The organism is Mycoplasma sp. 1573 (assembly GCF_053851775.1).
This window is the reverse complement of the sequence record NZ_JBSQBG010000002.1, coordinates 177,674-197,364: the sequence shown is the minus strand read 5'-3', so window position 1 is coordinate 197,364 and position 19,691 is coordinate 177,674. Positions and strand designations below refer to the sequence as shown.

13 protein-coding genes and 10 tRNA genes are annotated in these 19,691 nt (G+C 32.2%); 21 read left to right on the top strand and 2 right to left on the bottom strand.

Going from position 1 to position 19,691, the window contains the following annotated elements:
- The 19 genes from ACWXVT_RS02395 (at position 1) to ACWXVT_RS02305 (ending at position 8,800) form a co-directional block, all read left to right on the top strand.
- A complete protein-coding gene (locus ACWXVT_RS02395) occupies positions 1 to 780 on the top strand; it encodes a Nif3-like dinuclear metal center hexameric protein (protein WP_455967934.1) in 780 nt (259 codons plus the stop codon).
- Between the two features lie 52 nt (positions 781 to 832).
- On the top strand, positions 833 to 2,011 hold the full coding sequence (locus tag ACWXVT_RS02390) for a potassium channel family protein (RefSeq protein ID WP_455967933.1): 1,179 nt from the start codon (positions 833 to 835) through the stop codon (positions 2,009 to 2,011).
- The gene (locus ACWXVT_RS02385) at positions 2,004 to 2,834 is read left to right on the top strand and encodes a deoxyribonuclease IV (protein WP_438341735.1); all 831 of its coding nucleotides are present in this window, start codon (positions 2,004 to 2,006) and stop codon (positions 2,832 to 2,834) included. Before ACWXVT_RS02390 ends, ACWXVT_RS02385 begins: the two co-directional genes overlap by 8 nt.
- Positions 2,835 to 2,913: 79 nt before the next feature.
- On the top strand, positions 2,914 to 3,066 hold the full coding sequence (gene rpmG, locus ACWXVT_RS02380) for a 50S ribosomal protein L33 (RefSeq protein ID WP_438341736.1): 153 nt from the start codon (positions 2,914 to 2,916) through the stop codon (positions 3,064 to 3,066).
- A gap of 26 nt (positions 3,067 to 3,092) precedes the next feature.
- Entirely contained in the window at positions 3,093 to 4,133 is a 1,041-nt protein-coding gene (locus ACWXVT_RS02375; RefSeq protein ID WP_438341737.1) for a M24 family metallopeptidase, read from the top strand.
- Positions 4,134 to 4,204: 71 nt separating this feature from the next.
- Entirely contained in the window at positions 4,205 to 5,470 is a 1,266-nt protein-coding gene (gene obgE / locus ACWXVT_RS02370) for a GTPase ObgE (protein ID WP_455967930.1), read from the top strand.
- Positions 5,471 to 5,560: 90 nt separating this feature from the next.
- Positions 5,561 to 5,637 (top strand) — tRNA-Pro (locus ACWXVT_RS02365).
- A gap of 8 nt (positions 5,638 to 5,645) precedes the next feature.
- A tRNA-Ala gene (locus ACWXVT_RS02360) sits at positions 5,646 to 5,722 on the top strand.
- A 4-nt stretch (positions 5,723 to 5,726) separates the two neighbouring features.
- Positions 5,727 to 5,803: transfer RNA gene (locus ACWXVT_RS02355), tRNA-Met, on the top strand.
- A 23-nt stretch (positions 5,804 to 5,826) separates the two neighbouring features.
- Positions 5,827 to 5,903, top strand: a tRNA-Ile gene (locus tag ACWXVT_RS02350).
- A gap of 2 nt (positions 5,904 to 5,905) precedes the next feature.
- Positions 5,906 to 5,996 (top strand) — tRNA-Ser (locus ACWXVT_RS02345).
- Between the two features lie 42 nt (positions 5,997 to 6,038).
- Positions 6,039 to 6,114 (top strand) — tRNA-Met (locus ACWXVT_RS02340).
- 5 nt (positions 6,115 to 6,119) lie between these two features.
- Positions 6,120 to 6,195 (top strand) — tRNA-Asp (locus tag ACWXVT_RS02335).
- A gap of 4 nt (positions 6,196 to 6,199) precedes the next feature.
- Positions 6,200 to 6,275 (top strand) — tRNA-Phe (locus ACWXVT_RS02330).
- Between the two features lie 164 nt (positions 6,276 to 6,439).
- Positions 6,440 to 6,814 (top strand): MG284/MPN403 family protein, encoded by a 375-nt coding sequence (locus ACWXVT_RS02325; protein ID WP_455967929.1) that lies wholly within the window; start codon positions 6,440 to 6,442, stop codon positions 6,812 to 6,814.
- A complete protein-coding gene (locus ACWXVT_RS02320) occupies positions 6,795 to 7,967 on the top strand; it encodes an MHO_1580 family protein (protein WP_455967928.1) in 1,173 nt (390 codons plus the stop codon). The genes ACWXVT_RS02325 and ACWXVT_RS02320 overlap by 20 nt, the downstream gene beginning before the upstream one ends.
- Positions 7,948 to 8,463 carry an MHO_1590 family protein gene (locus ACWXVT_RS02315; RefSeq protein ID WP_455967927.1) on the top strand — a complete coding sequence of 172 codons (516 nt, stop codon included), beginning with the start codon at positions 7,948 to 7,950 and terminating at the stop codon, positions 8,461 to 8,463. The genes ACWXVT_RS02320 and ACWXVT_RS02315 overlap by 20 nt, the downstream gene beginning before the upstream one ends.
- A gap of 8 nt (positions 8,464 to 8,471) precedes the next feature.
- Positions 8,472 to 8,699 (top strand): phosphopantetheine-binding protein, encoded by a 228-nt coding sequence (locus tag ACWXVT_RS02310; RefSeq protein ID WP_438341741.1) that lies wholly within the window; start codon positions 8,472 to 8,474, stop codon positions 8,697 to 8,699.
- A 26-nt stretch (positions 8,700 to 8,725) separates the two neighbouring features.
- A tRNA-Trp gene (locus ACWXVT_RS02305) sits at positions 8,726 to 8,800 on the top strand.
- Positions 8,801 to 8,904: 104 nt separating this feature from the next.
- Here the strand turns inward: ACWXVT_RS02305 and ACWXVT_RS02300 are convergent.
- Positions 8,905 to 8,979: transfer RNA gene (locus ACWXVT_RS02300), tRNA-Thr, on the bottom strand.
- A gap of 79 nt (positions 8,980 to 9,058) precedes the next feature.
- Here ACWXVT_RS02300 and ACWXVT_RS02295 point away from each other — a divergent pair.
- Complete coding sequence (locus ACWXVT_RS02295; RefSeq protein WP_438341742.1) at positions 9,059 to 9,775, top strand: pseudouridine synthase; 717 nt, start codon at positions 9,059 to 9,061, stop codon at positions 9,773 to 9,775.
- Between the two features lie 50 nt (positions 9,776 to 9,825).
- Here the strand turns inward: ACWXVT_RS02295 and ACWXVT_RS02290 are convergent, their stop codons facing one another.
- Entirely contained in the window at positions 9,826 to 11,199 is a 1,374-nt protein-coding gene (locus tag ACWXVT_RS02290; RefSeq protein ID WP_438341743.1) for an FAD-dependent oxidoreductase, read from the bottom strand.
- 413 nt (positions 11,200 to 11,612) lie between these two features.
- On the opposite strand from ACWXVT_RS02290, the gene ACWXVT_RS02285 reads away from it, so the two are divergent.
- Positions 11,613 to 19,583 (top strand): hypothetical protein, encoded by a 7,971-nt coding sequence (locus tag ACWXVT_RS02285; protein ID WP_455967926.1) that lies wholly within the window; start codon positions 11,613 to 11,615, stop codon positions 19,581 to 19,583.
- The last annotated feature ends 108 nt before the right edge of the window (positions 19,584 to 19,691 follow it).

Sequence of the window (19,691 nt, the reverse complement as noted above, 5' to 3'; positions counted from 1 at the left end):
ATGTTAGTTAAAGATTTTGTTTTAAATCTAGCTAAAGAATTGAAAATTGCTGAAGCAGAACCTTGAGATCCTGTTGGTTTTTCAATCTCACCACGAGGAAGAAAGAAATTAACTAATGTTTTAATCACTTTAGACATTGACCAAAATGCCATCGATATAGCAATCAAAAATAACGTTAATTTAATTATTAGTCATCACCCATTCATTTTTTATACAAAAGAAAAAGAATTTGCTTTTTCTCAAGCAAAACAAAAACAGTATGAATTACTAAAACAGCACAAAATTTGCACTTATTCATTTCATACGGCTTTTGATAAAACAAGACAATTGACTGCTAAATCAATAGCTTTAGGACTTGGTTTTGAAGAAAAACAATTTATCAAAAAAACACAAGAAGAATTCGGTGAATTTGTGTTGTTTGTTAAAGCAAATATTGACACAAAAGAATTGATTCAGAAAATAAAAAGACTGAAAATAACACATATTCAAGCCAATTTTGACACTGAAAATCAACAAATCAAAACACTCGCAATCTTCCCGGGTTCTGGTCCTTATTTTGAACTAATTAAAGCAGCCAAGAAAGCTCAAGTTATTGTTTCTTCAGATGCTAAATGAAGCGATTTAGTAACTTACAAGAATGAAGGTGTAAGACTAATTAATGTTAGTCATAGTCTCGAAGCACAATTTATTAATTCAATGTTACCATTTGTGCAAAAAGTTATAAATAATGAAGGTCAAGTGTTAGTTTCTTGACCGCAAGACTTGCTAAAAAACATTTAGCAAGTTTTTTCTTTAAGAACAAAAAAGCATTCATTTGTAGTATTATTTTTGTATGAATTTAGCAACCAATATTAACACTAAAATGCACAAAACTAATCAGCCTAGAATCACATTTTTGACTGAATGTTTAAGAATTATTGTGTGAAGTGAAGCTAAAATCGCTACTCACTTGAGTGAGTACAAGACGAGAATTAGGATATTACGCTTCATTTACGCACTTTTAATTAGCTTTTCTTGTTTGGTATCGGCCTTATCATTGATTAATCCGTCACCAAGTTTTCGCAATACATATTTAGAAATTGTCAAGTTTTCGCAAATATTTACTTTTTTTGTTTTTATTATTGACTTTGTTTTACACTTTATCACTTATCGTTACCGCAAGTCGATGATAGGTGCTAATTTATGAAAAGCTAAATATGGTTTTGCTATAACATTTTTAGGAATAATTTTATTGATTTGCATTCTAGGTTCAGTACACGTTGTGCAATATTTTGGAGCCGATACTGAATCAATAAAAGGTTTTAATTTCTTCCGTTCACTGAATGTCGCAAGATTTGTGAGATTGTTTTTTATTCTTTCTTTATTTTCACCCTTTGGAATTATTTTGAATGTTTTTCAAAAACAAAAGAGAATTTTGATTGTTGCTTTTGTGATGATAATCATTTTAATTTTGATATTTTCACTAGTTGTCTGAAATAATGAATCTGCTTATTTGAGTCAAAAGCAATACGAATTCTTGCTTCCTGAAATTCGTAAACTATATACTGAAGCACCTTTAACAGTAGTAAGAAATAACTCCAGTCCAGAAACGTTGCAATCAATTGTTTCCACTTGATTCAACAGTAACATTGACACATTCATAAACAGCTTAAAAACTAAAAATGATATCTTGACCTATATGTCACTTTGGTATGAAAAAATTAGTCAAAATGATGATTTCCAAGCCTTAGGAAATGGAGTAATTCAAACATTTTATGATGCATTCTATTTTATGACTATCACTTTAACAACAATTGGGTACGGAGATTTTGCGCCTCACGCTTTTGAGTCTCGAGCAATAGTGATTGTTGTTGCTTTACTAGGAGTTGCAATCATTGCTATTCCTTCTGGAATTGTAGCAGGAGCATTCTTGTCAAATATGCAACAATATTACACAAAAGAATCAAATAACACTGAAAAAGACTCACATAACACTGAATCCAACACACAAAAGGAGACAAGCAATGATTAAATTAGGTAGCCATATTTCCTTTAAATCGCCAGATTATTTAGTTTCTGCTTGTGAAGAATCAATTGCTAATAAAGCAAACACCATGATGATTTATTTAGGTGCACCACAAACTACAAAAAGAGTCGATGTACAGCTATACAATCTAAAAAAATACCAAGAAAAATATTCATCACAAATTAAAGCTGAAGACATCGTAGTTCACGCGCCTTACATTGTCAATATTTCAAATCCCGAAAAAGCTTTATTTGGAATTAATTTTCTAGTTCAAGAGATTAATCGGATGAATTATATTGGTGCTAAATACTTAGTTTTACACCCAGGAGCGTCAACAACATTTACTCGTCAAGAATCTTTGGAATGCTTAATTGAGTCATTAAAGAAAATCTTGTCACTAACTAAAGATGTTGTTATATGTTTAGAAACAATGTCAGGTAAAGGAACTGAAGTCTTTATTAATTTTGAAGAAATGAAATATGTTATCAAAACATTGAATGAGTCAAGGATCCAAATGTGTTTAGATACTTGCCACATTTGAGATGCTGGTTATGATATTAAAAATTATGATGATTTCAAAAAACAATTAAAAGACTGAGATTTGTTACAACATATCAAAGTAATCCATCTAAATGACAGTCTAAATGATTTGAATTCCCACAAAGATCGCCATGCTAACATCGACAAAGGATACATTGGACTACAAACACTGCAAAAATTTGTTTTTGACCCAGATTTTGACAACATTCCAATTATTCTTGAAACACCGTGAGTTGACAATAAACCAATTTATGATGAAGAAATTAGTATGCTTCTAAATAAAAAATAGCACTATCAAAATACCTTATTAGGTTATAATATTAAATATTTCAATTACCAAATATCGATATTTTAGTAAAGGAGTAAAAATGCCAAGAGATGGAATCACTTTAAGATGTGAAGAATGTAAAATGGAAAATTACATTACCAAAAAGAACAAAAAGTTACATCCAGAAAAAATGGAAGTTAAAAAACACTGCCACAAATGTAACTCACACACAACTCACAAAGAAAAAAAATAATTAGTAAGTAAAAAAAAGGACGCAAAATGCTAAAAAACGAATTATTAAAAACCTTTGATAACCTAAAATTAGATGCCATTATTTCAGAAGCGCCTGAAACAAGACTATGAATGGCAGAAGTACAAACAACAGATGGTGTTTTAGTTATTGAAAGAAATAATGCTTACCTATTTGTTGATGGACGTTACATTGAATATTGTCAATCAAAAGCTCGTAATGTCGAAGTTAGATTATTACAAGCAAATTCATTAAAAGAATTTTTAAGCCAAAAAAATTACCAAAACGTTGGAGTTGAAAAAGACTATCTAAAATTAGATATGTTCAATCGTTTTAAAGCAATGATGCCAACAGCTAATTTCCATGAAGTTGTTGGACAACAATACCGGATTAAAAAAGATAGTCGTGAAGTTTCAATCATTGAAGAAGCATGTAGAATTTCTTTAGAAGCTTTATACGAAGTTAAAAAATACCTAAAAGTTGGAGTTTCTGAAAGAGAAATCGCTAACAAATTAGACTACTTAATGCGTTTATTTGGAGCTGAAAAAGAAAGCTTTGAATCAATCGTTGCTTTTGGTAAAAATGCAGCTGAACCACACCATCACCCAACTGAAGCTACTCTAAAAAGTGGTGACATTGTTAAAATCGACTTTGGAGCTCAATATGCAGGTTATGCAAGCGATATTACAAGAACATTCTTCTTTGGAAATGCTAGCGATGAAAAATTAAAAGAAGTTTTAGATGTTGTTGTTGAAGCACAAAGACTGGGTCGTGAAGCCGTTAAACCAGGAATGAAAACCAAAGATATTGACAAAATTTGCCGTGACTACATTGAACAAAAAGGATATGGTGAATATTTCACTCACTCAACAGGACACGGAGTTGGAATTAATGTGCACGAATTACCAAATGTAAGTGCTTTGAGTGATTTTGTTCTTGAAGAAGGAATGATCATCACTGTTGAACCAGGAATTTACATTGAAGGTTTAGGTGGGGCTAGAATTGAAGATACAATTTTAGTAACTGCAGATTCACACAAAGTTTTAAGCCGTCCAGAAGATTACAAGTAAGAGAAATCACTTCGGTGATTTTTTCTTTTGCCTTAAAGGGTTAAAATCGAATTTATGGTATTATTTTTATTATGAAATTTATAGATGATGCAAAAATTATTGTAAAAGCCGGAAAAGGTGGAAATGGACTAATCAGCTTTCGTCGTGAAGCCCATGTTGATCGTGGAGGTCCTGATGGTGGTGATGGCGGTAAGGGTGGAGACATTTATTTTATTGGTGATGCCGGAGTTAATACTCTTCTAAATTTTCACTACCAAAACAAAATCACTGCTGAAGATGGTGAAAATGGTAAACGCAAAAACGCTTACGGACGAAATGGAAAAGATACTTATGTAAAAGTACCATTAGGAACATTAGTTTTTCACAAAAAAGAATTAATTGCTGATATTGTTGAACAAAAACCTTATTTAATTGCTAAAGGTGGAAGAGGTGGAAGAGGGAATGTTAAGTTCAAAACTTCTTCTAACACTGCTCCACGGCTATCGGAAAACGGTGAAGAAACTAAAAACATTGAATTATATTTAAGTCTTAAAGTTTTAGCTGATGTCGGATTAATTGGAAAACCTAGTGCAGGGAAAAGTACATTACTTTCTTCCCTTTCTAATGCTCGTCCAAAAATTGCCGACTACGATTTTACTACCTTAGTGCCGCAATTGGGATTAGTTAAATATCATGAAAATAGCTTTGTAATCACCGATTTACCTGGACTAATTAAAGGTGCAAGTGAAGGAAAAGGATTGGGACATCAGTTTTTAAAACACATTGAAAGATGCCGAGTACTTTGCCATGTTATTGATTTTGGTAGTGCTACTAAAGATCCAATCAAGGACTATGAAGAAATTAATAATGAGTTAAGCAAGTACAACCTTCAACTTGAAAAAAGAACTCAAATAGTGATTGCAAACAAAAGTGACTTAGAAGATTTTGATGCTAAATATCAACAATTTAAACAAAAATATCCAGATTTAAAGATTATCAAACATACCTTTTTAGATGAGAAAAAATCATTGGATGAGATAAAAAACAGTCTATGAAATGCAATTAAAGAAGCAGAAGATCTAATTTTTGCAGAAACTAAACAAAAAGAAGTCACAATAACATTACCGGAAGATAATTTCAAAGTAAGAAGAATTAACATTGACCACTTTGAAGTAACAGGTGACAAGGTTGTTGAAATTTATCAAAGAATTCCGTTAAATTCACACGATAATTTGTTAAGATTTAATAGCAAACTTAAAAATTTAGGGGTTTGAGAAGAATTAATGCGAATGGGTATCAATGAAGGTGATACTGTTCGGATTGAAGGTTATGAATTTACCTGAAATAATGAAGATTAGGTCAAAAAATTCATAAAAATAAATTACAAAAAATTTAAAATTGTGTATAATAATATAGCAATTATTAAATGAAGTAATTAGCAATGTTGTGGAGAAGTAGCTCAGCTTGGTAGAGCACTTGACTTGGGCTCAAGCGGTCGCAGGTTCGAATCCTGTCTTCTTCACCATTTGTTATGGGGGGGTAGCTCACCTGGCTAGAGCGCCTGCCTTGCACGCAGGAGGTAGAGGGTTCGACTCCCTTCCTCTCCACCATTATGGCTCTGTAGCTCAGTTGGTTAGAGCGTCCGGTTCATACCCGGAAGGTCAAGAGTTCGACTCTCTTCGGAGCCACCAAACGGATATACTCAATAGGATTTGGACCCATAGCTCAATTGGTTAGAGCAACCGGCTCATAACCGGTCGGTCGCAGGTTCGAGTCCTGCTGGGTCCACCAATGGGCAATTACCCAAGAGGCTGAAGGGAGCAGTCTTGAAAACTGCCAGGGGCTTCACGGCCCGCGGGGGTTCAAATCCCTCATTGCCCGCCATATATTTACAGAAGGCCAAAGCCCAATGTAAATTCCTCATATAGCGGAGTGGAGCAGTCGGCAGCTCGTTGGGCTCATAACCCAAAGGTCGCAGGTTCAAGTCCTGCCTCCGCAACCAAATACGGTCCAGTGGTAAAGTGGTTAATACGTCTCCCTGTCACGGAGAAGATCGCGGGTTCGATTCCCGTCTGGACCGCCATTATGGCTCTGTAGCTCAGTTGGTAGAGCAACGGACTGAAGCTCCGTGTGTCGCTGGTTCGATTCCTGCCGGAGCCACCATATCAAGCTGATCAAAAATATTAACACCGCAAGGTGTTTTTTTCTTACTTTTTTGCTCATTTTTTCCCAAAACGCAAAATATTAATAATTTGAAGGTAATAAGTGAAATAAAATAAAAATAGAGTTGATATTCGTTGTAAAAGACTCAGTCATTAAAATTAAATTTGAAAAGGGGAATAGAATCAAATTCACACTCAAGTGAATTATCACTATCAGAACATCGCAAACAAATTCGTGAATATTGTGCCTTTCTGAAACTTAAGTACCATGATGAAATAGTAAAAAATCGTCGTAATTTTATAGAAAGTGCAAAAAACAAAGCTAGTTTGAAAACGAGATATAAAACGTATGTAGCCATAATAGATTATTTCAGCCAAACACTATCTGAAATTGATAGGCTAATATTTTTCAATGAGTTCTGAGAAGTGAATGAAGATCAATTTTGATTCCTTGACTATTTTTCAAAGAGTACATATTATCGTCGTATCAAATCGGTTATAAATTCATCTTGAAGGTATTTTGGACACAGTAACCTATAATCAAAATTATCAGCAACGCGAATTTTTAGATAGTTTGATTGCCAAACATTTTTTAATTAAGATTAAAAGCGAAAAATTGAGCCAAGATTTATCTGATCATAACAAACTAAAAATTCGTCTTAACCGTGAATTACCAAGCGATATATTACACTTTGATTTTGAGTACCAAAACACAAGCGGTAGGCAAATTTTTATAGTTGTTCAAATTAACAACGATATTCTTCCAGTTTTTGATTCATGAAGTGTCGAAAACAAATTTAGCTTCTATTCAGGCAAAGAATTAGATAAAAAAACCAAGATTAAAAACTACAAATTCCAAGACATAAGGCATATAAACGTTGATATTTATCAACAAAATGGTTCACAACGTAAGCTAATGTGGGCAAATCACATTGAAATCAATCATCTTAGTCAAGCAAATAGTGCTCCTGATACAACAGGAAAATATAATGTTAGTTTTCCAAAGATGCTAGATTTTGATATCAATCCCGGTTCTTATCAAGAAGAAAATGATAGCCGTATGATTGATTTTGAATATGTTGATTTGTATTTTAAGGCCAAAAAATTACTTCAAAACATTAATAACAAAGATATTTATGACATCAGTGGAGCAATAAAGAATGGTAACAGAATAATTCGACCAGTTTATTTTGGTGAACTAAAAAACTTCAAAGTAAAACAATTCATAGTTAATGGAGAGGTTTTTAAAGACGTTAATATTAGCCTAAATATTCAAAATTCACAACAACTGCCAACTGGTGAATTTGTGATTGGTCAAATTGAAATCTTGAGTCCATTTTACTATGATTACCAGAAACGCAAAACAGTGTCAGGATTCAATCTAAATAGTGATTTTGGTTATATGATACCTTTAGATTTCAGTGGTATTTTGTCACACACGATGGCATTTTCTATTTTCGACGAAAAGTTAATTTTCGTTGTCGGCTACCAACAAGAAATCAAACGTCCTTTACTCAATATCCGTTCTGGATTGGTGAAATTAAAGATTGAAAAAGATGTTGCAACTGCTAACCACATGTACTGGCTAAAAATAAAGAATGCTGATTTTTACCAAATCTATCAAAATGAACTAACTTTAGACAATTTAATAGACATAAGTAGAAATAATGCCAATGCGAAAGCTCTCAATTAAGAAAAAATACATCTTTATCTTTATTTCCTTACTTTTAGCCTCTGCTGGAGCAACATTGTTATATTATTTTTGACCTTTTAGTCTCAAAACTACTCAAGATAAACCTAAAAAACCGATTGACGATAAAGTGAATAATGATGAACCTAAAATAGAATCTAAGGATAATAAGAGTCCTGAAACCGATAACAAGCCTAAGGTTATTAAAAAAGAAACAATTGACAAAAATGCCTTGCAAGCTGAAAATATTTTTCCCGATATTTCCATTTCTGATTATTATGATTTAATTCGCATTGAAAAAGGTATGCCAGTTATTACTGATGACATGATTGCTTATATTATTCAAGATGTGATTAAAAAATTATCAGTCAATTATGGTGATGTTGAAGCCGGATATTTCCAACCTACTAGGCAACAACTCCACCTTGATTTTGTATGGAAATATAAAAATCAAGAGGTCAACAGAAAGTATTTATTTACAGTCGGATATGAAGTATAATTAAAGACATGAAAAACATTGAAAACACTGTTATTGAAGAACTAAAAACCATGACCCGCAAACCTATTTCACGTGATTCTGAAATTAAAAGTTTAGGTATAGATTCACTAGATTTAGTGCAAGCGGTCACTGAATTGGAAGAAAAATTAAACATTTCTATAAGTGATGAAGAGCTTTTATCAATCAAAAAAGTATCGGACATCATTGATTTAATTAATAAAAAGCAGGCTAAATAATGTATAATATCTTAGCATGCTTATTTAGGGGTATAGTTCAATGGTAGAACAACAGGCTTCAACCCTGTGTGTTGTGAGTTCGAGTCTTGCTACCCCTGCCATTATTGATAGATTTAGAATCGGCTAAAAGCCGGTTTTTTGTTTGTTTTTTAGCCAAAAAAGCACAAAAAAAGTAGCTCTGGCTACCTCGGACAATTTCTTGAAATGGTGCCGTCAACTGGATTTGAACCAGCGACCCCTTCCTTACCATGGAAGTGCTCTGCCCCTGAGCTATGACGGCAACTAATTAATAAATTAATTATACTTGAAAAGTCTAAAAAAATTAGTTTTTAACTATAATTATTATCTAAAGAGGAGCTATGCAAAATAATCAAAGTGAAAAGTTACAGAAATTTATTTCAGCATCAGGGTTGATGTCAAGAAGAAAAGCCGAAGAAGAAATTCAAAGAGGAATGTTTAAAATCAATGGCAATGTGGCAAAATTAGGTGACAGAGTAACAAAATATGATGCAGTTTTCTACAAAAATAAAAAGCTAGTAATTGATAAAAAAAGAGTTTATGTTTTACTGAATAAACCTAAATACGTTATTACTTCCGTTAGCGATCCGCAAAACCGAAAAACAGTTAAAGACATTGTCAATCTTAAAGAATATATTTACCCAGTAGGAAGACTGGATTTTGATACGTCCGGAATCATTTTGTTAACTAATGATGGTGAGTTAACTAATAATTTATTGCATCCGAGCAATGAAGTTGAGCGTGAATATATTGCTACCTTACAAAAACCTTTATCTGATTCAGAACTTAATTTTCTTAATTCAAAAGATGTTTTCATTGAAGGAAAACGTTCACTTCAAAATGTAACTCATATTCAAAACAATGATTATTCAGTAGTTTTAAAAGAAGGACGTTACCATCACGTTAAAAACTTGTTTTTAGAAGTTAATAATAAAGTTACTTCACTACATCGTCAAAAATTTGCTACTTTAACCGATAAAGGTTTGAGAGTTGGAAAATGAAGATTTCTAACTGATCAGGAAGTCAATAATCTCAAAAAAATGATAGTAAAAAAATAAGTCCCAACCGGAGAAACGGTGGGACTTTTTCTATCTTTAAGCCATGTTAACTATTTTTTGTATTTTAGACCTAAAGCGTGTAGCATTGGAACTAAGAAGAAGTTGAATGGTTTGTTGAAGTGTGGTAAGAAGTAAACGTCTGTTAGAGCGATTTCTGGAAGTGTTAATCCTTTTTGTAGTGCTAAAGCAAACATGTAAATTACTTCAGTGTGGATTGCTTTACCTCAAGAACCAATTTGAACTCCTAAAAGTTTAAAGTTTTTAGGGTTGTAAACGATTTTACATGAAACTTTTTCATAGTTTGACATAAATTCTGGTCTGTCGTTGTCTGTTCATGATGATTCAGCAACTTCGTCTTCTTTAAATCCTAGTTTCAGAGCCATTTGTTTTGTCAGTCCAGTTGATGCATAGTGACAATCAAATACGTTAATAGCATTTGTTCCTGCAACTCCTGGGAATGGAACGTTTAGTCCTGCTAGGTGTAAAGCAGCAACTAGTCCTGATTTAACTGCGTTTGTTGCAAGTGCTGTGTGTGCGTAGTTGTGTAGAACAACGTTTTGCATTGCAGCTGAATCTCCGATTGCATAAATATCTTGATCTGAAATTGATCTTTGGAATTCATCAACTTTGATTGCTCCGTTTGGTAATTTTTCAACTCCGTCAATAGCATCTGTACGTGGTTTAAATCCGATACATAGAATTACTAAATCAGCTTTGTATTCACCTTTGTCAGTAACAACACTTGAAACGTGTTCTCCATCTTTTGATTTGAATTCTTTAACTGATTCACCAAGATGTAATTTAACTCCAGAAGCTTTCATGTTGTTTTCCATTACATCTGTAAATTCTTTATCAAAGTAGTTAGGTGTTACTCTGTCTTGTAGGTCAATTAGAGTTACATTTTTACCTTTTTGGTGGAATGCTTCTACTAATTCAACTCCAATGTATCCTGCTCCTACAACAACAACATCTTTAATTTTTTCATCGTTAGCTTTTTCAACGATTTCTTCAGCGTGTTGGAATAGTTTTGAAAGTAAAATGTTTTTGTATTGACGTCCTGGGAATGGAGGTTCGATTGGTCATGTTCCTCCAGCAAAAACTAGTTTGTCATAACTATCTTCGAATTCTTCACCAGTTAAAACATTTTTAACAACTACTTTTTTATTTGCACGATCAATTTTAATTACTTCATGGTTGATTTTTAGATCAACTCCGTACTCATTTCTTAGAATATCTGGTGATGAGTAGAATAATCCAGCAGGATCAGTAAATTCTCCCCCAACTCAGATTGCGATTCCACATCCTAAAAATGATGTGTTATTGTTACGGTCATAAGCAACTACATGAGCATCAGGATTAACAGTTTTTAAAGTTCTTAAAAATGATGTTCCAGCGTGGTTTGCTCCAACTACTAAAATTTTCATAGTTAGTTTCCTTTCTTTTTAAAAATTATTTATACATATTTGTAACCTAATTTTATTACAAATGTAAATTGATATTATCAATTTTTCGTACGTAAAAGACTCAACTAATGCATCGTTTTAGCAGTCTTTGTCCTGCTTAATATTGATAAAAAAACAAAAAGTAGTTTTTTCAGTGTTTTTTTACGCAAAAAACCACTTTTTTAAAAATATTAAAGCTGTTTGATAGTGCAACAAAAAATTAAAAAGACTGAAAAAAAATGAATTGTTTTCAAAATTGTAATTGTTTTGTTTTTAGTGGCTAAATAGTCAAATTTCGAAGCATTTAAAGGCTGTAAGTAATGTATAATTAAAGATATTAAAAATTACATTTTTATTTATGTTTACAAAACATTAATTTATTTAGGAGTAAAACAATGAGTAAAAGCAAAAAAGTTTTATTGAGTAGCTCTGCTGTTGTTTCAACAATTGCCCTATCAGGAGCAATGTTGTCTGCAACAACTTCAGAAGACAATGCAACTTTAGAAGCGGCAAGACAACGTGTTCTTGATTATTTACCTAATGCAGGATTAGGAGATAAAGAAGAGACATTTGCAGCTAAAATTCGTGAAGACAAAGTTGAAAATTTCACAAACGGTGGAAAAAAATGATTTGACGCCGTTAACGCTTATGCTTCACTAGCAAACGAAGCACAACAATTAATTAACAAAATTGATGATGCTACAACTACACAAACAAACATTAAAAGCAATTCAGAAGTTAGTGCAATTTTTGATGGTAGTGCAGATGTTAAATTATTAGAAGCATTAAACAAAAAATTTGCTAGTGAAAATGCTAAAACATCATTCAGTGCAAAAACAAGTGAAATCAAGCAATCATTACAAACTTTAGCACCAGAATTTAATACTGACGATCAAGGGAATGTTTCATATTCTAACAATGATGCAAACCAACAACTTGTATCAAAAGCTCAAAACAATTATCAATCAGCATCATTAGCCTTAGATGGTCTAAGCACTTTAAAATCAGCTCTTGAAGTTGTTAAAAACTCAGACTTGTCAGATGATATTAAAGGATTTTTAAACTTAGTTTTAGCAAATGCTCAAAACTTAGAAACTTTAAATTCAAGTCTAGAAACTGCAAAACTTTACATTACTGCTTTAGACAATGCTAATCAAGCATATCAAGACTATGCAAAAGCTCGTAGTGAAGATAAATACAAAACATTACGTGACTCTTCAACTCAAGATAAGTACTCAGCATTCAATGGTTTATTGAGTCAATTAGGTTCTTTAGCAACTGCAGATCAAACTTTCAATGCACGTAGTTATCCAAGTCAATCAATCGAACAAGTAAATTCTGAAGTTGACAAATTATCAGCTAAAACTAGCGCTGTTGTGAAAGCATTTGCTACTTTAGATGGAGATAAACAAAAAGCCAAAAATGATATTAATGCTTTAGATCTAGAACAAAGTAAAAAAGATGAATACTTACAAAAAGTTCAACAAGTTGCTACCAACACTCTTTTAACATATGATGCAAATCAAGAAACATTAAATTCAATTGTTAAAGAAGCAACTGAATTTTCACAGTCATATTTAAATTCACTAAAACAAGAATTACAAAAACAAATTGACAATATTAGATCACTAACAAGCGAAAAAGAAGAATTCTTAAAACCTTATGTTGAAAAAGTAGCAAGCCAAACAATAAGTGGTAACGATTTAAAAGTTGCAGTTGACGAATTAACAAAAGTATTCTATGAAACAAAACTACAACAAGCATTAGATAAAGCAAGCAAAGTAGAAAATCAAAGTGCTTCACTTTCACAAGCAGTAGCTAGCGTTCAAGCAACTCTTCAAAATTTAAATGATGTTTACAAAACTGAAGGTGCAGTTGACCAAGTTTTAACTAATTTCGAACAGGCATACAACAAAAACAACTTAGAATTAGCAGTTGAAAAAGCAGAAGCAAGTGCAAAATTAGCAGATCAAAAAGTTGATGCTTTAGAAGAAAATAGTGACGTTAAAGCAAAACTTTCTACCGCTTTAGAAACATTTAAACAAAATATTACTGAAGCAAAAGAAGCATTAAGCCAAGAAGGAGCTACTGAAGAACAACTTAACCAAAAAGCTGACCAACTAAATCTAGCAAATGCTGTTTATGGAGCAAAACAAGATATTGAATTAGTAGTTAAACAAACTAATCTATCTCAAGATCCAGTTTCAAACCAAGTAAGTCAAGGATTAGCAAATCTAGAACAACTACTTTCATCTTCAAATTCAGTTCAAGAAATCGAAAAAGCAGACCAGGATTTAGTACTTTTAAGTGAAAAGAACCTATTACTATACGTTGTAGAATCAATTGAAAAAGTTCAAACTAGAAACACTACTCTTGAAGAAGCATTAGGTTTTGCAAAACAAAGACTAAACGAGCAAACAAGAGTTCTAAGTCAATGAAGAGCTTGAGGTCAAGAAGCATTAAACACATTAAATACATACAACTCACAAGTCGATAAATCAAAACAAAGACTATTAAACTTAATTTCAGTTGCTCAAGATACTGTTAATAGTGACAAGTCTAAAGAATTTTTAACTGCTAAAATCACTGAAGCAAATGAAGTTGCTAACAAAGAAAATCAAAGTCCTGAAGACTATCAAAATGCTTACTTCAGTCTATTTGTTGCTATTGCTAAAGATGCTTTAGTACAAAAAGTTTACGAGGCAAATCAAGTTGCTGATTTACAAGCAGAAACTAAAGAAGCTATTAATGAAGCAAGCCAAGTTATCGAAGTTGATGATAGTGAAATCAGTCCAAAAATGGTTTCAGATGCTATTGCTAAAATTGACAGTGCACTAGTTAAAAATGCTTTATATGTTCTAATCCATGCAAGTCATGACAAAACAAACCCATATCTAGAAAGAGAATTGTACTTTGCAAGAGAATTGGCTAAAAAAGATGCTGTTACAGAAGCAGAAATTCTTGTAATTACAGCAAGAATTACAGATGTCGAAGCAAAACAACCACTATATGATGTTTTAGAAGATGCTTATGATGTAGTTAACAAGTCAAACAATTTAAAACAAAACATCACAAAAGCTACTGATTACTTAGCAAATCCACAAAGAGCAACCCGTTCAGCCGAAGATTATCAAAATGCTGCTAAAAGTTTACAAAGAGCAATTAAACTAAACGAAGCATACTTAGAATTAGCAAACAAACAAAACTCAGAACACTTTGGTCTACATCTATACAAAGCAGTAACAGAAGCTCAAAACAAACTTGCTGATCTAACTAACACTGATGAAAACTTAGCAAACGATGTTATTGCAAGCTTAGTTTTAGCTGAAAACCAAGACATTATTAGCAATGAAATTGATAGAGTTAACCAGGATCAATTGGCAGCTAAAGCATTGCAAAATGAATTACAACAAGCAAACAAAGCTTTAGAAGATACAAACCTTGACAATCAGAAAGCAACTGAAATTGCTTCAATGTTACAAAATGCCTTAACTAACTATGCACTATCAAGATCTTCAGCTTATAAACAACTACAAGATACTTACTTAGCAAATGTTCAATATCAATGAAATTCAGCTGCTAAATTAGTTTTAGATGAAGCTAAGAAAATGTTAGACGACAGCAATAGTTATGAAGCAAGTGACTTTGAAAAAGCAACTCAAGCAATTGAACAAGTAGTAATCAAAATTAAATTACAACAAGCAATTACTAATGCTAACAATCAAGCCACTTTAGATAAAGGACTAAGCTCACAACTTTCACAAGTTATGGCTTCAGCTGCTAATAGTACTGATGAAAGTGTTGAAAATCTAAACAACATCATTAGCCAAATCCAAACAGCAACTGCTAAAAACAGTTTAAATCTAGCTTTAGATAAAGCACTAGCAATAGAAAATAAAAACCCACTACTAGTACAAGAAATTGCTACTTCACAAGCACTTTTAGCAAAAGATGGACAAAACTACAGCCAACAAGCGCTAGCACTTGAATTGCAAATAAGCAGAACTAACTTAGTAAACGCTATTAATCTAGCAAGTATCTGAGTAATTGAAAATAACGACCAAAATTACTATGCTAATTCAGATCTAAAATCAGTTATTGACTTTGCATACAATGAACAATACGAACTATTCTTAGAAAATGTAAAAAGATACACTGCTCCTTCGCGTGAAGCAATTCAATATTATGATCAATTAACAACTAATGTAAAATTAGCTGTACTCAAAGCTAAATTACAAACTGCTTTAAAAGCAGCTTCAACTGCTTACGGACTAAACCACTTAGACGAAGTTAAACAAAATGCTAAAAACTTACTAACAACATTCAATTCAGAAATGTTAGAAGATAGTCAAAAAGCAGCTCAAATTCAAAAAGCTACTGACGACATTTTCAAAGTTTTAGCTACTCAAGAACTACAACAACTTTCAGATACAATTGATAAAGAAGAAAATAGTCTTCCTGAAAACGTAACAAGCTTAAATAATGAAGCAAAACAACTCCTAAATAATGTTTTAGAAGACTCAACCAAAACACAAGATTTCTTGTCAAAAGCAAAAGAATTGCTAACAGCCTACACAAACTTCTTAAAAGAAAATAATTTATTAAAAGACAAAAAGGCTGTTACAATCAACTACTTCAACACTTTAATTTACAAACATTCAGCAAGTGATTTAACCAAATTAGTAAATGAAATTAATGCTAGCCAGGATGCTAAGAGTGATAAATTAAATACCGAACTACAAAATGCTCAACAATTATTAACAAAACAAGATGCTACAATTGAAGAAATCGCAACTCAATATAATAATTTACAAAAAGCACTACTAAGAAATGAAGTAAACAACATAATCAAAGACGGACAAGAACACAATGCTTGAATTCACAAAACACCTACTTCATTAAAAGACCGTGCACAAGCAATTGTTAATGACAAAAACGCTTCAGTTTCTGATTTAACTAAAGCTCTTGCATATACAAAATACTACCTAGAAGATAATAAAGTTAATGTTTTAGACAAAAGTTTAGACCAAGTTGAAAAAATTAGTCCTGCTTCTTCAGAACTAAAAACTTGACAAACAAAAGCAAGTGAATTACTATACTCAATTCCTTACTATGCAATGGCAAAAAGCCTAAACTCAAGTTCTGATTTATTAATTACTCGTGCTTTATATGAGGCGATTAATGATGCAGCACCAAGCCTAAAATTAAACGATTTACAAATTCAACTTGATGCTTATAACCAAGAACTAAAATCTCAAGCAATTAACTCAACATTGACTGATTTATTCAACTCATTAGTTACCAAAGCTAATGAATATGTTGCAAATCCAAACCAACCAAGTGTTGAGGAAGTGCAAACATTAGCAAACCAAATCAAATCAGCTCTATTAGTTAATGAATTAGCAAACTCAGTTTCACAAGCCAACATCTTAGTAATCTCAGGTGCTTTACAAACTGCAATTGATGCAAGTACACAATTAGTAAACAGCCAAAAAGAAGCGATTCTAAACAATCAAGATTTTGCTGCTAACGATACAAAAGTTGAAAACCAAACAACTGAATTAAAATATGCAATTGCTTCGAATAGATTGGCATTAGTATTACAAAAAGTTGCTACTTTACCAAAACTAGCTACTGCTTTAGATGCTGAAAATAAAAAAGCACAAACAACATACGAAAACAAAGCACTTACTCAAAATGATTACACAGTTGCTTCTGAAGAATTACTATCAGCTTACAATGCAGAACTAGAAGCAAAATCTGAGGCAATGGAACAACTTCAAAGTTTAATCAGCGAAGCAGATCCATTAGCAAACAAAACTGATGAACTAAGCAAACAATTACAAAGTGCTAAAGAATTATCTAATGATGCAACAAGTGAAGAAGTTAATACTCAAATCAGTGATCTTGAAAAAGCAATTCTACGTTCAAAAATGACAAACAATGTTACTGTTGCAAACCAATTAAGCGCACAATCATCAAACTTAAGAAAAGCTGTTACAGAAGCACAAAACGCATTACAAAATGCTGAATCTAACACAACAGCATTACAAGAAGCACACAAAACATTAGTGCAAGAATTACGTCAAAACAAACTAAAAACCGCAATCGAAAAAGCACAGCATGCTCAATCACAAATTACTAAAGATTTAGCAAGAGATATTCAAAGAGCACAAAATGTATTGCAAAGCTCGCAAGTAATTAATGATTGAAATAAAGCAGCTGACAACTTGAATTTAGTTGTTGACAAAGAATTGTTACGTAATTTAGTAACTAAAGCAAATGAAATCGCTAACCCAACTCCTAAATTACAACTTCAAATTGATTTAGCCACTCTATATCTATATGAAGTTCCAACAAAAGCAACACACGTTAGCGAAGCATTAAAAAATTTAGATAAAGCAATGCTTGCTGAAGACTTACAAAAAGCTATTAATAAAGCAAAACTATATCTATCAGTAGACGCTAAAAATGATGAAGAACAAGCTAAGAAAGACAGTGTTGCTAAAGAATTAACTCTAGCTGAAGCGATCTACAATAACGAACAAACTCTAAGTGCTGCTTGATACAACTACGAAGCACAAAAACTAAATAATCTTCTAGATGGAAAAGAAGAACAAACCAATTTAGCTTCAGAACTACAAACTATTGTTGATAATGCTAAGAAATACATTGAAAACCCTACTCAAGAACAACAACAAGCAATCCAGGATATTCAACAAGCAATCACAAACAATCAAATTACTAGTGAAATCGTTGCTAAAGCAAATGATTTACAAAGACAAACAAATATTGCAAGAATGGCAAAATTATTAACACAATTGCAAGGATATGAAGACTATCTACCTACTGCTTTACCTAAACTAGAAAGTGACTTCAATGCTTATGCAAATGGTTACACAGATGACTATCAAACAACATATAACCAATTGCAAAATGCAATTAACTTGCTAGACTACATCAGCAAATGAAACAACTACAAAAATAACATTGTTGTTCCAAATCCAAGTGTTGACAGTGTATTTAATGCTTCAAAAGGTATCGATTCAATCAGTGGAGACAAATTAGTTCTAAATTCTAGCGATGAACTAACAAATGAAACAATAAGCAAGTGAACTAGCGCACTTGAAAATCAAGCACAAGCTGCTCTACTACAACTAGCAGTTGATCAAGTACAAACAATTGCTAAAAAATCAAACGATTTACAAACTGCTTTAAACGAAGTAAACAATGTTTTGGATCAATACAAACATGCTTCAGACTCAGAACACAATCTAGATGCACAAATGCCAGCAACAGTACAAGAATTGCAAGATTTAGAAGCAAAACTAAGTACAAAAGCTGAAAATAATGCATACATGACCAATGTAGAATTATTGCAATCAGTAAAACCTTACATTGATGAAGCTATTGATGCAAAAGCAAAAGAACTAGAAACTAAGGTTAACACAAATCTAGATAAAGCATTGAGACAAGTAAGTGGACAAAAAGTTGAAAATGCTCCGAGTGCTGATGATCTATACAATTTAGCAAATGAAGTTGTCACAATGATTTCTTCACAAAAAGAAGAACTTAAAACTCTAGTAGTTTCAGCAAATGAAATTCAATCAAAATCAATGGACTTAACTCCTGCTATTAACAGAGCTCGTTTAGTATTGAATGATATTAACGCAACTAGTGCTGAAATTACAAAAGCACAATCGCAATTACAAGACGCTGTTAATAAAAATGTTCTAACTGAAACAATTAACATTGCAATGGAATTAGAAGATCGCTCAGAGTTCTTAGAATCAAAACTAAATGAAGCATTAGACGTTTACAAAAACTCAAGTGCTACTCCAGAACAAATCAAAGTTGCCTTAGAAAATCTTCTAAAAGCGCTAAGTGGCCAAACAGTGGGAGATAAATTTGCTAAACTAAGCTTCAACCATCTAAATAAGGGTCAAAAAGCTGCATTAATAAATGAAGCTTACCAAGGTGAAAAATCATTTGATGATTTAAATAAAGAAGCTACTGATTTAAATCAAGCAATGAGTAAATTAAAAGACACTATTGCTAATAAACAAATCGACAAAGACAACCTAAAACACTTATCTGCTAAGAGTTTAGCTGAATACAAACAAAACTTAGCCGATTCACAAGAATTAGTAAAAGCCGATTCAGAAACAAATGCAACTTTAGATGATGTTAAAGCTAAAGCAGAAGCATTCGATAAATTCAATGATGAAGCAAGCAAAAACAAAGCTAAAGCAATCAAAAATAGAAAATACATGATCTGAACTCTAGCAACATTACCATTCATCGTTTTAGGAGCTGCAATTTACTCACTAGGACTAGTTAGAGCTAAAAACAAAAGAAACAAATAATAATTTCTAGTTAAAGTGCCTGTCGGGCACTTTTTCTTTGTCCTGACACAAAAGCAACAAAAATTAACCTAAAAAGGCATAAAAATTGTGCTTTTCTTTTAAACTTCA